The 14,802-nt window shown below is 58.2% G+C and carries 13 protein-coding genes; 11 read left to right on the forward strand and 2 right to left on the reverse strand.

The features are described from left to right. Window positions 1-10: 10 nt before the first annotated feature. Window positions 11-1,186 (forward strand): acyl-CoA dehydrogenase family protein, encoded by a 1,176-nt coding sequence (locus E8F06_RS05860; RefSeq protein ID WP_280365119.1) that lies wholly within the window; start codon window positions 11-13, stop codon window positions 1,184-1,186. Continuing rightward, window positions 1,183-1,962, forward strand: a complete 780-nt coding sequence (locus E8F06_RS05865; protein WP_280365122.1) for an SDR family oxidoreductase — start codon at window positions 1,183-1,185, stop codon at window positions 1,960-1,962. Before E8F06_RS05860 ends, E8F06_RS05865 begins: the two co-directional genes overlap by 4 nt. Window positions 1,963-2,005: 43 nt before the next feature. Here the strand turns inward: E8F06_RS05865 and E8F06_RS05870 are convergent, their stop codons facing one another. Next, window positions 2,006-2,986, reverse strand: a complete 981-nt coding sequence (locus E8F06_RS05870; RefSeq protein WP_280365150.1) for an NAD(P)H-quinone oxidoreductase — start codon at window positions 2,984-2,986, stop codon at window positions 2,006-2,008. A 139-nt stretch (window positions 2,987-3,125) separates the two neighbouring features. On the opposite strand from E8F06_RS05870, the gene E8F06_RS05875 reads away from it, so the two are divergent. The 7 genes from E8F06_RS05875 to E8F06_RS05905 all read left to right on the forward strand — a co-directional run bounded on the left by E8F06_RS05875 (window position 3,126) and on the right by E8F06_RS05905 (window position 12,950). Beyond that, window positions 3,126-4,010 carry a LysR family transcriptional regulator gene (locus E8F06_RS05875; RefSeq protein WP_280365124.1) on the forward strand — a complete coding sequence of 295 codons (885 nt, stop codon included), beginning with the start codon at window positions 3,126-3,128 and terminating at the stop codon, window positions 4,008-4,010. Between the two features lie 673 nt (window positions 4,011-4,683). Continuing rightward, entirely contained in the window at window positions 4,684-6,804 is a 2,121-nt protein-coding gene (locus E8F06_RS05880; protein WP_280365127.1) for a PQQ-binding-like beta-propeller repeat protein, read from the forward strand. Between the two features lie 190 nt (window positions 6,805-6,994). After that, the gene (locus E8F06_RS05885) at window positions 6,995-8,419 is read left to right on the forward strand and encodes an NAD(P)/FAD-dependent oxidoreductase (RefSeq protein WP_280365130.1); all 1,425 of its coding nucleotides are present in this window, start codon (window positions 6,995-6,997) and stop codon (window positions 8,417-8,419) included. Between the two features lies 1 nt (window position 8,420). Further along, window positions 8,421-8,879, forward strand: coding sequence for a hypothetical protein (locus E8F06_RS05890; protein ID WP_280365133.1), 459 nt, complete (start codon window positions 8,421-8,423; stop codon window positions 8,877-8,879). A 20-nt stretch (window positions 8,880-8,899) separates the two neighbouring features. Beyond that, window positions 8,900-9,580 carry a type 1 glutamine amidotransferase domain-containing protein gene (locus E8F06_RS05895; RefSeq protein ID WP_280365135.1) on the forward strand — a complete coding sequence of 227 codons (681 nt, stop codon included), beginning with the start codon at window positions 8,900-8,902 and terminating at the stop codon, window positions 9,578-9,580. Window positions 9,581-9,594: 14 nt separating this feature from the next. Beyond that, window positions 9,595-11,628 (forward strand): PQQ-binding-like beta-propeller repeat protein, encoded by a 2,034-nt coding sequence (locus E8F06_RS05900; protein WP_280365137.1) that lies wholly within the window; start codon window positions 9,595-9,597, stop codon window positions 11,626-11,628. A gap of 125 nt (window positions 11,629-11,753) precedes the next feature. Further along, window positions 11,754-12,950: a DUF3089 domain-containing protein gene (locus tag E8F06_RS05905; RefSeq protein ID WP_280365140.1), complete on the forward strand. Its 1,197-nt coding sequence runs from the start codon at window positions 11,754-11,756 to the stop codon at window positions 12,948-12,950. A gap of 60 nt (window positions 12,951-13,010) precedes the next feature. On the opposite strand, the gene E8F06_RS05910 is transcribed toward E8F06_RS05905, so the two are convergent. Next, complete coding sequence (locus E8F06_RS05910; RefSeq protein WP_280365142.1) at window positions 13,011-13,925, reverse strand: LysR family transcriptional regulator; 915 nt, start codon at window positions 13,923-13,925, stop codon at window positions 13,011-13,013. Window positions 13,926-14,294: 369 nt separating this feature from the next. Here E8F06_RS05910 and pqqA point away from each other — a divergent pair, with 369 nt between their 5' ends. Both pqqA and E8F06_RS05920 read left to right on the forward strand, forming a co-directional pair. Then, the gene (gene pqqA, locus E8F06_RS05915) at window positions 14,295-14,366 is read left to right on the forward strand and encodes a pyrroloquinoline quinone precursor peptide PqqA (RefSeq protein ID WP_280350215.1); all 72 of its coding nucleotides are present in this window, start codon (window positions 14,295-14,297) and stop codon (window positions 14,364-14,366) included. A gap of 79 nt (window positions 14,367-14,445) precedes the next feature. Next, window positions 14,446-14,802, forward strand: a 357-nt coding sequence (locus E8F06_RS05920; RefSeq protein ID WP_280365145.1) for an MBL fold metallo-hydrolase, incomplete at its 3' end; no start/stop codon positions are given.

The following is a 14,802-nucleotide window of genomic DNA, read 5'->3' on the forward strand; positions in this document are numbered from 1 at the left end:
GAAATCACCCATGAACTTTGCGCTTTCGGATGACCTTCTAGACCTGCAGGCCCGTGTACGGGAATTCATCGCCACGGAGATCATTCCGCTGGAGAACGACCCCCGACAGACGCCGCACGGTCCATCCGGCGAGCTACGTCAGGAACTGGTTGCGAAGGCCCGCGCACGTGGCCTGCTGACGCCGCATGCCTCTCGCGAAATGGGCGGGTTGGGACTGTCCCACACCGCCAAGGCAATCGTGTTCGAGGAGGCCGCCTATTCGCCGCTCGGCCCGACCGCGATGAACATCCATGCCCCCGACGAGGGCAACATCCACCTGATGGAAGTCGTGGCGACCGAGGAGCAGAAGGACCGCTGGTTGCGCCCGCTGGTGCAGGGCCATATCCGCTCCTGCTTCGCCATGACCGAGCCAGCGCCAGGCGCTGGTTCCGATCCGTCGATGCTGGCCACTACGGCCGTGCGCGACGGCGACGATTACCTCATCAATGGCCGCAAGTGGCTGATCACCGGCGCGGAGGGTGCCAGCTTCGCGATCATCATGGCGCGTACGGAAGACGGCAACGCAACCATGTTCCTGACCGATACCGACCGGCCCGGATTCATCCTCGAACGCATGATGGACTCCCTGGACAGCTGCTTCACTGGTGGCCATGCGGTGTTGCGCTTCGAGAACCTGCGGGTGCCCGCCAGTGATGTGCTGGGCGAGGTTGGCAAGGGCTTCCGCTATGCGCAAGTGCGGCTCGCGCCTGCGCGCCTGACCCACTGCATGCGCTGGCTGGGGCAGGCGCGCCGCGCCCATGACGTGGCCTGTGCCTATGCTGGCCGGCGCCAGTCGTTTGGCAAAGTGTTGGGCGAGCATCAGGGCGTCGGCTTCATGCTTGCCGATAACGAGATGGACCTGCTCACTACGCGCCTTGCCATCTGGCATTGCGCCTGGGTATTGGACCAGGGTGAACGTGGGAATTCCGAGTCGAGCATGGCCAAGGTGATCAGCTCCGAAAGCATTTGGAGAGTGATCGATCGCAGTGTGCAGGTGCTGGGTGGCCAGGGCGTCACCAGCGAAGCAATTGTCGACCGCATCTTCCGCGACGCCCGTGGCTTCAGGATTTACGACGGCCCCAACGAAGTGCATCGCATGAGTCTGGCGCGCAAGATCCTCGCGCGTGTGCAAGGCGGTGCGCAATGAACCGTTCGCCGCTGCTGGCTTTCGATCTGCGCGGGCGGCGGGCCCTGGTGACCGGCGCCTCCAGCGGATTAGGCCGGCACTTCGCGCGGGTGCTGGCCGCCGCCGGTGCTCGCGTTGCCGTCGCAGCGCGGCGGGTAGAGCGTCTGGATGAACTGGTCAGCGATATCCGTTTCAACGATCACGAGGCCCAAGCCTATTCATTGGACGTGACTGCCCGCGCATCGGTGGTGGAGTGCCTGGATGCGATCCAGGCGGACTTCGGCGGGCTGGACATCGTCGTCAACAATGCCGGAGTCAGCGATACGAAGCGCGTCCTCGACTATCGCGATGAAGACTGGGACGCCGTTCTCGATACCAACCTGAAAGGCGCCTGGATGGTCGCGCAGGAGGCAGCTCGAAGAATGGTCGAGGCGGGGCAGGGTGGCAGCCTGATCAACGTCACGTCGATCCTCGCATCGCGCGTGGGCGGGGGCGTTGGCCCTTACTGCGCCGCGAAGGCTGGCCTCAGCCACCTGACCCGCTCCATGGCACTGGAACTGGCGCGCTTCGGCATTCGCGTCAACGCCCTCGCGCCGGGGTACGTGGTGACTGAAATCAACGATGGATTCCTCGCCAGCGAGGCGGGCGAGCGCCTGAGAGCGCGCGTACCGTCGCGGCGTTTCTGCACCTATGAAGACCTGGAGGGGGCGTTGCTGCTTCTGGCTTCCGACGCCGGGCGGGGCATGAACGGGGCCGAGATCATAGTGGACGGAGGACATGCCTGCTCGGGTCTGTGACGAAGGATGCGATGCCCGCTGGGCATCGCACCTCCCGGTGGGATCAGGCCGTCAGCACGACCTTGCCGATGTGGCCGCCGGTATCGAGCAGACGATGAGCATCGCTGGCTTGCCGTAGGCTGAAAGTGGCGCTGACCCGAGGCTTGACCCGACCGGACTCGATCAGCGGCCAGACGTGAGCCTGCAGCTCCGCCATGATTGCAGCCTTCTCCTCGTGGCTGCGTGAACGCAAGGTGGAGCCGAGGTGAGTGAGGCGCTTGGTCAACATGGGGAAGAGGTCGACGTTCTGGGCTGGCCCCTTCAGCAGGCCAATCTGTACGATGCGTCCGTTCATGGCGGCGGCCTGATAGTTCTGGCTCACGTAGTCACCGCCGATGATGTCGACCACCACGTCCACGCCTTTGCCAGCCGTGGCGGCCAGCGCGGCCTCAACGAAATCCGCTGTCTGATAGTTGATCGCGACGTCGGCGCCCAGGGCCAGGCTGGCCTGACGCTGCTCTTCGTTGCGGATGGTGGTGATCACAGTGGAGGCGCCGAATGCACGAGCCAGCATGGTCGCGGTGGTGCCGATACCGGAGGCGCCTCCGTGGATCAGCACACTGTCGCCTGCCTTGAACTGCCCGCGTTGGAACAGGTTGGTCCAGACGGTCATGAAGGTTTCCAGCAGGGCGGCCGCCTCGGTGAGTTCCAACCCCTTCGGCAATGGCAGCGCGTTGCGTTCGTCGGCCACCGCATATTCGGCGTAACCGCCACCGGGAATCAGCGCCATCACTTGCTCGCCGATACGCAACTGGGTCACGCCTTCGCCCAGCGCCACGACTTCACCAGCGACCTCCAGGCCCGGGATATCCGAGGCACCGGGCGGCGGGTCGTACAGGCCCTTGCGCTGGAGTACGTCAGGGCCGTTGACGCCGGCGGCCCGGACCCGGATCAGGACCTCCCGACCCCGTGGTGCGGGCGTGGGGCGGAGGGTCGGCAGCAGGACTTCCGGCCCGCCCGGCTGGCTGATCTCGATGGCGGTCATATGCTGGGGGAGAGGGGGATTGTGCATGTCATGAACCTCGATGACGGGAGATGCCGAGCATCGTAGGAGCGCGGGATGGCACCGTCGCGCAGTGTTTTCACAAGCCCTGTTTGCAGGAATGCAGCAGGAGGAAGGCGAAATGAACTGGAACGATGCAAGAGTGTTCCTGGCGATGACCCGGCAGCAGACGCTGCGTGGCGCCGCCCGGGAACTGAACGTGGACCAGGCGACGGTTAGCCGGCGGATCGCCGCCATGGAGCAGGCGCTTGGCTCGACCCTGTTCCTGCGTACCTCCAGCGGCTTCCAGTTGACCGGGGTAGGGGAAACCGTTTTGGAAGCGGCCGAACGTATGGAAACCGCGGCTTTTGAGCTGGTACGCCGGGCACAGGGGCGCGACAAGGCGCTCTCCGGCGAAGTGCGGGTAACCACCACTGACTCCCTGGCCGTCGATTTCGTGATTCCGGCCATGGCGCGCGTGCACGCCCGCTATCCGGATGTGAGGGTCAATCTCAACAGCTCGTCGGACGTGCTCAACCTCGCTCGCCGCGAAGCCGATATCGCCATCCGCACGCGCAAGCCGGACAACCCGGACCTTGTGGTACGGCGCCTGGCCAGTTGGCCCATGGGGCTGTTCGCCTCGGCGGGGTACCTCGATGTCCATGGCACCCCCGAGCCCGGCACCGGGTTCCTGGGGCACGACCTGGTGATGTACGAACCCCACTTGGCCGAAGGCCGCGACGTGACCCTGGTGGACGAGTCGGCCGCATCCGGCCGGATCGTTACCGCAGTGAATTCCAGCGTTATGGTCCGAAACGCCATTGCTGCCGGTCTGGGCGTGGGCGAGCTTCCCCTATACATGGGCGAACGGGATGGCCTGGTCCGTGTCTGGCCCACTCGAGCACGCAGCCATCCCTACGAGGTATGGATGGTCACTCACGGCGACCTGCGTCATACCGCCAAGATCCGCGCAGTGATAGACGCCGTATTGACGGTTTTTGAGGGAGTGACATCGTCTGATTCGTGAGTCACCAAACTCACGAAGCGGCTCTCGCCCGATGGCGGAATGACCTTGGCGCTGGACATGCGCGCCGCACTCAAATGGCCTGGACTACCTTGCCTAGTGAAGGCGGCTCAGACATTCCCTCATATTCGCCTGGCACCAAGCTCGCCTATCAGCTGGCCCCTCCCCAGTTGGTAATGTCCAGCCCAATCAAGAGAAGCCCATTGTGATCAGTGCCACTCCCATGGGCATTCCAAATATTTTTCCCAGATACAGGGCATGGCCAAAAGACAAGTAACTATTCCGCCCTTGGTGTCAACGACCTCCTTGCCCGAATATGCCTATGAGTGGCCTGTTGTTTAATGATTTTATAGATGCGCTTAATAAAACTTGCGCATTTTCTCATGTTTACGTCAGCGCAATTATCGATGTTTCTTCGTTTGGTTGATCGATTGTTAATCGAAAGAATGGATTATTTGATTTTCGAATAACACGTATTGCTTGTTCGGTTAAGGTGGAACTGTTTTATTCTTGCGTCGACAGTCTTCTTCTCCAGAAGCTCGAGGCAGCACGGATCGACACATCTAATGGTGTGGGTCTTGGTGTTAATGGTTTGCACACTAAATCATGTGGGCATCTCGGAAAATAATAACGTCGCATAAAGGTTTTGCGTGCTGCGACTATATAGGGGATGTGAATGTTGAATAAAACAGTACTCGCAGCTGGGATCTTGGGCGCGGTCACCCATCTTGCTGATGCCTCTCAATTAAACACTAATTGGGAGTTTCTCGGTAATGGCTCTGAGATGCAGCATCATTCGGACTTGCAGAATATAAACCAGTCGACAGTAAAGGGCCTCGGTCTTGCGTGGTCTGTCGAGATGCCGAGCAATGCAGGCCTGGTGGGCAATCCATTGGTCAAGAACGGCATTGTCTATCAAGGTGGTCCAGGTGGCCAAATATATGCAAATGATCTGAAGACCGGAAAGTTGCTGTGGCATTTCAAGTCTGAATATCCTCCTGAAGAAGCGATGAAACAATCGCTGCTGGGCCTGTGGGGGCGCCAGTTCAATCGCGGCGTCGCGCTTGAAGGAGATAATGCAATTATTGCTACAGGCGATTGTCGCTTGGTTGCCGTTGACCAGAAAACTGGCGAGAAGCGCTGGGAAGTCAAGAGTTGCAATCCGACCGAGTTCTACGGCATCAGCGCGGCCCCTCGCGTTGGTGCAGGTATGGTTTTCACGGGTAATACCTGCGCTGATTCGGGGATGACGAGAGGATATGTCGACGCCTTTGATGCCAAGAGTGGCGAACATAAGTGGCGTTTCTATACGGTCCCTGATGATCCTAAAACTGAGAAGGATCCTTTCTATCGCGATCTAGCCAAGACCTGGGGGACGGATTGGTACAGCAAGTCCCACGGCTGTGGCAGCGTCTGGGATGCCATGGTCTATGACGAAAAACTGAATCAACTGATCATCGGAGTAGGTGGTCCATCGCCAGTCGTGCCGACGTTGCGCGCTAGTGATGCCGGTGATGAACTTTTCACTAACTCGGTCGTTGCCCTTGATGCCAGCACTGGGAAGTACAAGTGGCACCATAAACAGGTGCCGCATGACGCTTGGAACATGGAGCCTGCGGTTGGTCTGATGGTTGCCGACGTGCCCGTGAATGGCACGAGTCGTCATGTTGTGGTGTCGGTGCCGAAGCAAGGGTTTACCTACCTTTACGACGCCAAGACAGGCCAGTTCCTTTCAGGCACTAAGTACGCGACTGTGAACGTGGCTAAAGGGCTTGATAAATCTGGACGCTCGATTCCGAACCCCGATGCGCAGTACTGGAAGCGTGATGGACAGGACACCCTCGTAATCCCCGGGCCAACTGGTGCTCACGGCTGGGAGGCGCTGGCGCTCAATCCCGCTACGAGTACTGTCTTCATCCCGATGATTACCATGCCCACCACCTACAAGCTTGATCCGGCGTCGGTGGTTGCGGGTGTGCAGGTCGATTACATGTACGGTGACAAGCCTGAATCCCCCATAAGGGCCAGCAGCCAGGTTGTTGCAGTCGACCTCGCCAGCAATACGGTCAAGTGGAGCTCCGAAAAATCTGCGTTTCCGCTCAACGGTGGGTTGCTGCATACCGCCGGGGGCTTGGTTTTCCAAGGAACAGCAGACGGCAAACTGGTCATTCTCGATGACCGCACGGGCAAGACTCTTTGGGCTAACCAGGTTGGCGGGGCCATTCGTGCTGCACCTTCCACGGTCATGCTTGATGGTGAGCAGTACGTGCTGGTTGCCACGGGTAATGGTGCTGGGGCCAGTTCCGGGCAGGTGCTAGGTCGATATACCTCGACGCCGGAAAGCCGTACACCCGCTCGCCTTCTAGCGTTCAAACTGGGCGGAAAAGAAAACTATCCGGCACTCGCTAAGCCCGAACCTGTTCCCGTGCCGCGTTATGAGCGCATGAGTGCTGAACTGGCCGCCAAAGGATTTGGGCTGTTCGAGGCTAACGGTTGCGATATCTGCCATGGCCGGGAAGGTGGCGCCTCAAACGGGGGGAATCCTCCGAATCTCAATCGGCGCCACCCGGTTAACCTCGACGTTTTCAAGGCGATCGTGCAACAGGGGGCCCTTAAACCCATTGGCATGCCGCAGTTCGAAACCATGACCGATGAGGAGGCGGAAGCAATCTACGCCTACATCATCAACTCTGCATGGGCAGCTCACGAGGGCAAGACAGGGGAGCTGGAGAAGCCTGTGGAGCCCGAGAAACCGAAAGAAACCAAGGCTTCTCAGGGCGGCGTGAAGTTCATGTAGCCACGTTAGACCGTCTCTCTTTCAGCGAGACGGTCCCTTCATGTGTTAACGGTCAATCGCACCTCATTAGATTATTTGAGCGCTTTATAAGCTGTATAAATTGCAGCTGACTACAGGGTTTGCTGGAATCAATTTGTCCCATAATTAATACAAGGTGAGGGCAAAGATCATGTCTGTAAGTAGACGTCAGATGATTAAAGGTACCGCAGTCGGTATGGCTGCGGGTGTACTCGCCTCTAAAGCTCTGCTGGCGAATAGTTCACCCATTAAGTCTGGTGGTAATGAACTTGATGTAATCGTTATTGGTGCAGGTTTTGCGGGGCTGACTGCTGCCAGAGACTGTGCAAAAAAAGGATATCGGGTTCTTTTGCTTGAGGCGCGGGGTCGTATTGGCGGGCGAACCTATGATATGGACTTCGATGGCGATCATATTGAGTACGGCGGCACTTGGATTCACTGGACGCAAGGCTATGTATGGGCCGAGTTTGCCCGATACGGTCTTACCCTCAAGGAAAGCCCGGCATTAGTGCCTGGAAGTGCCTCTTGGATTTCCCAAGGAAAGCTGCACGAGGGGCAGGCTGCCGATTTCTACGGAAAGATGATCGAAGGAATAACTGCGTTCAGCGACGTCGATGGCCAAGGTGGGCGCACAGTATTTCCTCGCCCATATGATCCATTCTTCAATGAGCAACTGGTGCGCCAACTCGACAAGCTCAGTTTGGCTGATCGTCTTCGGGAGATGAAAGGGTCCCCCGAGTTGAAAGACATTACCGCCGGCCTTATGGCGATGGGGTGCGCTAGCCCGCTGGAGCAAGGGGCCTTCCTGGATTGGATCAAATGGTGGGCACTCAACGATTATGACTTCGGACATCTAGGCGATCGTCAGGCACGTTTCAAAATCAAGGAAGGAACGGGAGCCCTGGCGAATGCGATTCTGAATGATGCCTCGGTCAAATTGCAGGTCAACGAGCCTGTGAGTGAAGTACAGCAAGTTGAAGGAGGCGTAATTGTCCGAACTTCGACCGGTACTTACCGCGCGGGAGCCGTCGTGGCTGCGGTACCGCTCGCTGTGCTCGACTCGATTAAGTTCACCCCCTCGCTCAATACCGTAAAGAGAGGCGCCTCTCAAACGGGCAATACCACCACGGGACGAAAAGTCTACTTCAAGCTCAAGGAGGATATAGGGGCCTGGACTGGTGTTGCGGCACCGCCAAACCCGGTGACCTATGCCTTCACCGAGAACACCGTATCGCCTGGTTCATTGATCGTCTCCTTCTGCTATCCCGGCGACATCGACTTCCACAATGTCACCGAAGCTCAACGGGCCCTGCGCACGTTGCTGCCTGACGTAAATGTTGTAGCGACTCGTTGTCACGATTGGACGGCCGATCCTTATTCACGGGCCGAATGGTGTTGGTTCCGCCCAGGCACCTTGACCGGAACGTTCAATGAACTTTCCAGGCCTGAGGGGCGCATCCACTTTGCCAGTGGTGATATTGCCCAAGGCTGGCGTGGGTTTATCGATGGAGCCATCGAGAGTGGCATGTTGGCAGCTCGACAAGTCGACGAACAACTTTCAAAACAAACCACAACAAAAGCTTCTGCAGGAGCCTGATATGCAAGACGTAAACGTAACGTGGGAAAGCCCGGGTGCATTCATTCATGTCGATGACCAGCCGTGGTTGCCAATGAGCGACAGCCAACAGCAGGGTGGTATCGAGTGGAAGCTGATGTATGCCCGTCCTGGTAATAGCCGCTGGACAGTGATGTATCGCGGCCCCGCCGGTAGCGCAATCATGCCGCATATTCACGCCGGTGAGGCCGAGGGGTATCTCTTCTATGGCAAGGTCACGACCAGTACCCCCGAGCACGCTGGCAGCGGTGAGGGTTTCATTCTCGAACCTGCGGGCGCTCACCACCCACTGACAAGGCTGCTTGAGGATACCTGCTTCATCCTCACCATGGACGGGCCGATCCGTTGGCTCCAGGACGATGGCTCGGAGCTGGTGCAGACGCCGGACTCCGCCATGACCGAGTGGGCCCGGCAAAAAGCCGAGCACACCAGCACTCATTGACAAGCGATCTGGAGAGAGCCATGCGCGTTGTTTTCATCCTTTCTTCCGCTGAAACGCTTCCACCAGATCGCAAAATCGGATGCTGGTTGGAGGAGCTCTTGGCTCCCTACTACCTCTTGCTGGATCACGGTGCGCAAATTGCCATTGCCACACCGAGAGGAGGAGCTGCTCCGATCGACCCTGTCAGTGTCAAGGCGCTTCAAGGTGCTGCGCTGATGCAGCGCTACAGGGACGACACCGAGTTGTCAGAGCGGCTGCAGAACACGATGCGGATCGAGCAGGTATCGCCCAGTGACTTCGATGCGGTGATCTACCCGGGCGGCTACAGTCCGATGCTCGACTTGAGGACCGATCCGGCCTCGATCGACCTGATCAGCAACATGCTTCATGACGACAAACTTGTCGGCACCATCTGTCATGGGGCAGCGGTGCTACTGGATGTGCGGGGCCCGCAAGGTCATCCGCTGGTGCGCAACCGCTCGCTCACATCCTTCACTGACAGTGAGGAGGATGCCGTCGGTGCTTGCGACGCCGTGCCGTATCTTGTCGAGACTGAGTTACGCAGCCAAGGAGCGATGTTTTTCGCCGCCCCCGACTGGCAAAAAAATGTGCTCGTGGATGGCAACCTGATCACGGGACAGAATCCGGCTTCCGCATTGGGAGTCGGCGAAGAAATCATCCGTTTGTTCCGCACCAAGTGATAATAAAAATGACAATGAACACATCGCTTTTGTCCGCATTGGCCTTGAGCCTGTTTTGGGCGGGCGGCTGTGCCGCCGTCCAGAACACCGACTGGAATGTATTGGGAAATGGTCCGGATGCGCAGTACCACTCCGGACTTTCCCAGATAAATCGTGACAACGTTGCCCAGCTCGGAATCGCTTGGATTGGTGAGATACCAAGCGCCGACAGCCCCGTGGGCAACCCCCTGGTCAAGGATGGAATCATCTTCCAGAGTGCAACCCTGTCTCGCGTGTTCGCTACGGATGCGCGTACCGGCAAGCTGCTCTGGAGTTACTCACCGGATCTGGATTTCGCCAATATCGGCCTGATTCGCTCTTGGTCGGCGCGGGTGAATCGCGGGCTGGCATTGAGCGGAGATCTCGCGATTGTGGGCACCGGAGATTGTCGTCTCGTCGCGCTCGACCAGAAGACCGGCAAAGTTGTCTGGCAAACACCGCGCTGCGATGAAACAGGTGTCACCGGGATCACCGGTGCTCCCCGTGTCGGTGGCGGCAAGGTCTTCATCGGCAACAACTGCGGCGATTCAGGCTTGGCGAGGGGCTTTGTCGATGCCTATGACGAGCGAACGGGTAGACGCCTGTGGCGCTTCCATACCGTGCCCGACGATCCTTCGAAGCCACAGGCCGATGAGGTGATGACTCGGGCTGCCGCGACGTGGGGCAAGGGTTGGGCCGAGCACACCAAAGGATGCGGAAGTGTCTGGGACTCCATCACTTATGATGCGGAACTGGAACAGGTGTATATCGGCACGGGTGGTCCCTCTCCGTGGAACCCGACGAAGCGCGGCAAGGCGGCAGGGGACGAGCTATACACCAATGCCGTCGTCGCGCTGGATGCCAAGACCGGCAAGTACCTGTGGCACTACACGGTTACGCCAAACGACGGCTGGAATTTGGAAGCTTCCGCCCCGATCGTGGTCGGGGAGCTTCCCGTGGAGGGCAAGCCGACACGTGTCGTCATGAGTGCGCCGAAGAACGGATTCTTTTACGTGCTAAACGCCAGGACCGGCAAGTTCATCTCGGCGCGCAATCCGCTGCCGGTGACCTGGGCATTGGGTATCGACCCCAAGACAGGACGACCGATTCCGAACCCGGACGCCGAGTACTGGAAGAAGCCGGGCGGTGTTTCTATCGTCGTCCCTGGGCCAAGCGGCATGCGTAGTTGGTCGCCGATGGCATTTGATCCGGCCAGCAAGACGGCGTTCGCATCATTCGACTACCTACCCGTGAAAATGACGGTCGATAACACTGGCAATTCACTGTACGGCGTCGAGAACGACATCTTTTCCATCGAGCACACGCCCGGGTACCAGCGTTACTCCGAACTGGTGGCATGGGACCCGATCGCCCAGGCAGCAAAATGGCGGGTAAAGCTGCCTAGCATCGTCAATGGTGGGGTCGTTCACACGGCTGGCGGGCTGGTATTCGAAGGGACATCGACAGGCGAGTTCAACGCCTATGACGATCGCGATGGCACGTTGTTATGGAGCCATAAAATGGCCGGCGGCGTGCGCGCGGCGCCATCGACCGTGATGGTCGATGGTGAGCAGTACGTCATTGTTCCTGTGGGTAACAACAACTCGAGCCTGGGCCCGCGTTACTTTTCGAAGGTGGTATCTACCCCGGAAAACCAGGCGGCGCCGTCCCGCATCGTCGCTTTCAAGATCGGCGGCAAATTGCAGATGCAGGCGCAGTCTCCACGGCAGCTCATTCAACCGGACTATCCGGAACCGGACTCGCGATTAGTCGAAAAGGGCAAGGTCAAGTTCGACCTTTTTGCGTGCAACGAATGCCATGGGCGGGATGTGATCGGCAGCGGTGGTTCGATACCCGATCTGAGATTCACCCGAAAAGCGATGTTCGATGTTTTCGATCGCATCGTTCAAGGCGGCCTATTCAAGTCCGCCGGTATGCCGGAGTTTGCCGATGCCACTGTGGATGACTTGAGCGAACTCAAGGCATACATCCAGTCCCGGGCATGGGAAGACTACAAGCAACAACGCTAAGCATGTAATCCAAAAATTAATACACGCAACCCTTATGAGCGTTGCGCGAGGTTGCTCGTCCTTGTGTAGCTGAAGGGCGTATATCTCAAGCTCTTTTGAACACCCAATATAATGGAGCAGCGAACTTGAAACAGATTCTTATATCCGCCGTGATGCTGGCGCTAATGGCCTCCAACGCAATGGCTGAACCGCCGGCAATGGTCAATGGAAAACTGGTAGGCGATGTCCCCAAAATTGATTACGAGCAAGTACGCAAGATGCCGCCCGTTGACTACAGTCAGCCGGCAAACTGGCTCTGTGGCCCCGACTCCCCTAATGACGCGTGTTACTCCGGGCTTGACGCAAAAGTGGCCGGTGCCAGCGGGGACAATACTGTTGAACGCTTTACGGCGGCCAAAAGTCCCTCAGTGGACTGTTTCTACCTGTACCCAACCGCGTCTGTCGACCAGGGGCCGTATAGCGATCTGAAGCCGGATGCCGAGTTGGTCCTCGTCAATGAACAGCTCGCGCGGCTGTCTTCTGTATGCCGGCCTATTGCGCCGCTATACCGACAGCTGACCGCGTGGACGTTGGTATCACTGGAAGACAAGCACCCGGGCACCCAGCAATTGAGTCTGACTGACCCTCATGCGCTGGACGTTCCTTACCAGGATGCGGTCGCGGCCTGGAAGTATTACCTCAAGCACTACAACAACGGCCGCGGTGTTGTCTTTGTGTCGCAGTCCAGTGGCTCACCGGTCATGGCACGCCTGATTGCCGAGCAGATCGAAGGCAAACCTGGACAGTCGCTTCTGGTGTCGGCCTACATCCCAGGCGGTATCGGCATTGACAGCGCTACGTTCAAGTCTGTCAAAGCCTGCGAGTCGAAGTCCCAGACCGGCTGTGTGGTCGCATGGGCGACCTACAAGGATTCGGAAATGTCTAGTTGGCGCTACCTGGGGCGTTCGGCGCCGGGGGTGAAACCGCTGTGCGTCAACCCGGCGGAATTGGATGGTAGCGAAGGCCAGGCAATCGCTTACGTGCAACGACCTCATAGCGAACTTGAGTCTGAGGACGCACCCAAGTTCATCAAGTTCGTTAATGAGGCTCAGACGCACTGCGTAACGGATGCTCGCGGCGGCGCGGTGAGCGTCACGATGAAGCCCAATAGTGAGATCGACCGCATCAACACAGCGCTGATGAATGCCTGGGGTGAATTCCCCAAGATCTATGGAATGCACGAACTCGACATCAGCCTGTTCCATGGCAATATCACCAACCTGATTTCGAGCCAGTCCGCAGCGTGGTTGGCCCGCCAGGACAATCGCAACGCGGCCAACTGAGCCAAGCAACTGTTGTTGCCAGAAAGGAGGGGATAACCCCTCCTTTTTTTGTTTCAGTGGTTACTGGCCCTGCTCTGTGAACATCCGCTTCAATGCCGTTCGGAACCACCTCGCGCTGGCATCACCCTTGGAGCGTGCATGCCAGTACATCTTGGCCTGCAGCCTGGGGACCTGGAAGGGTAGGGGCACGACTTGCAAGTTGAAGGGCTCGGCAAACTCCGTGGCGAGCAGGTCGGGGACCACTGAGATGAGGTCGGAATCCCGAATGACGGCAGGCGCTGTGACAATGTGAGCAATATTGGCGAACACGTTACGCCTTAATGCGTTCTTGGCCACCTGTGCTTCATATTCCTGTTGATGGCGGGCCTCATGGCTGACGATCGCGTGGGGCACGGTTTCAAATTGCTCGATCGTCATCGACCCCTGGATGTGCGGATGATCGGCGCGAGCGATGACGACATGGTCAAGAGAAAGGAGTGGCAGTTCGGACATGCCATTGATGTCCAGGTCTGGAAAGTAGCCAAGCGCGACATCGACTTCCCCTCGCTCCATCGCCCGGCCAAGGTCGTTGACCGGAAGCGAAACACAGGTGACGGAGCAATGAGGTGCTTCGCTCTTGAGCAATTGGATGATCTTTGGGTAGAAAAAAATTTCGCCCAGGTCCGAGGCGGCGAACACAAACCTTCTTCGCGCGTTCGCGGGGTCGAAAGCGCGTGAGTTGGTGATTTGCCCTTCGATTTTTTCGATGATCTCAGCAACGGGTGACCTGAGACTTTCCGCCAGCGAAGTGGGAACTAAGCCCGCAGCGGTTCTGATGAAAAGTTCATCATTGAAGAACTCTCTCAGTTTCGACAATGCAACACTGGTGGCGGGCTGGCTGATTCCCAAGCGTGTCGCTGAGTTTGTGACATTGCGCTCCTCAAGCAAAACGTTGAGCACAATAAGAAGGTTAAGATCCAAGTCGCGATAATTCATTTTTATTATCCAGGCGCACGCACTGTACCCTGACGGAAGCGTTTGGACACATGAAAGTACCCGCGGCTTAGCCGCGTACAACCGACAGGCAACTGCTTGTCAGCATGCCAGAATCATGGCGGATGTTCGAGCGTTGATGTTGTGTGCGAAATGAGGCATTCCGGCGGTCCTGCTGTGGACCAACTCGAAGTACGTAGCGAATGGATTTGGTGCCTGCAAATCCACTGGTGTTATTACAAACTCTTATATGCGATATAACAAGACTTCCGAACTGGCGCTACCTACTATCAAGCCAGGCTCAATCCAGCGCTGGAGTTTCATGAGTCTTACCAACTTGCTGCTCCAATCGACAACAAGAGGAAAGAAAACATGTGGATCAAACCTGCATACACAGACCTGCGCATCGGCTTCGAAGTGACCCTGTACTTCGCCAACCGCTAAGCAATCATTGCGGTTCGACGCCTCGGCCCGCCGGGGCGTTTTCGTTTTCCGGATACGTGTTTTCGGATAGAGAGTGGCCATGCATATCCAGATTCTCGGTTCCGCCGCCGGCGGTGGTTTCCCTCAGTGGAACTGCAACTGCCGCAACTGCGCAGGTGTACGCAGCGGCAAGCTCCGCGCCGAGCCGCGCACCCAATCCTCCATCGCCCTCAGCGCCAACGGCGTCGACTGGGTGCTGTGCAACGCCTCCCCCGATATCCGCGCCCAGCTCGAGGCCTTTCCGCCGCTGCAGCCGGCTCGCCATGTGCGCGACACCGGGATCAAGGCGATCGTCCTGCTGGACAGCCAGATCGACCACGTCACCGGCCTCTTGAGCCTGCGCGAGGGCTGCCCGCACCCAGTCTGGTGCACCGACATGGTCCACCAGGACCTGTCC

This window comes from Pseudomonas sp. BN411 (assembly GCF_029871235.1).
Classification (GTDB): Bacteria; Pseudomonadota; Gammaproteobacteria; order Pseudomonadales; family Pseudomonadaceae; genus Metapseudomonas.

Coding starts and splice junctions, on each gene's coding strand:
- E8F06_RS05860 (WP_280365119.1), top strand. CDS start 11: ATGAACTTTGCGCTTTCGGATGACCTTCTAGACCTGCAGGCCCGTGTA.
- E8F06_RS05865 (WP_280365122.1), top strand. CDS start 1,183: ATGAACCGTTCGCCGCTGCTGGCTTTCGATCTGCGCGGGCGGCGGGCC.
- E8F06_RS05870 (WP_280365150.1), bottom strand. CDS start 2,986: ATGACCGCCATCGAGATCAGCCAGCCGGGCGGGCCGGAAGTCCTGCTG.
- E8F06_RS05875 (WP_280365124.1), top strand. CDS start 3,126: ATGAACTGGAACGATGCAAGAGTGTTCCTGGCGATGACCCGGCAGCAG.
- E8F06_RS05880 (WP_280365127.1), top strand. CDS start 4,684: ATGTTGAATAAAACAGTACTCGCAGCTGGGATCTTGGGCGCGGTCACC.
- E8F06_RS05885 (WP_280365130.1), top strand. CDS start 6,995: ATGATTAAAGGTACCGCAGTCGGTATGGCTGCGGGTGTACTCGCCTCT.
- E8F06_RS05890 (WP_280365133.1), top strand. CDS start 8,421: ATGCAAGACGTAAACGTAACGTGGGAAAGCCCGGGTGCATTCATTCAT.
- E8F06_RS05895 (WP_280365135.1), top strand. CDS start 8,900: ATGCGCGTTGTTTTCATCCTTTCTTCCGCTGAAACGCTTCCACCAGAT.
- E8F06_RS05900 (WP_280365137.1), top strand. CDS start 9,595: ATGAACACATCGCTTTTGTCCGCATTGGCCTTGAGCCTGTTTTGGGCG.
- E8F06_RS05910 (WP_280365142.1), bottom strand. CDS start 13,925: ATGAATTATCGCGACTTGGATCTTAACCTTCTTATTGTGCTCAACGTT.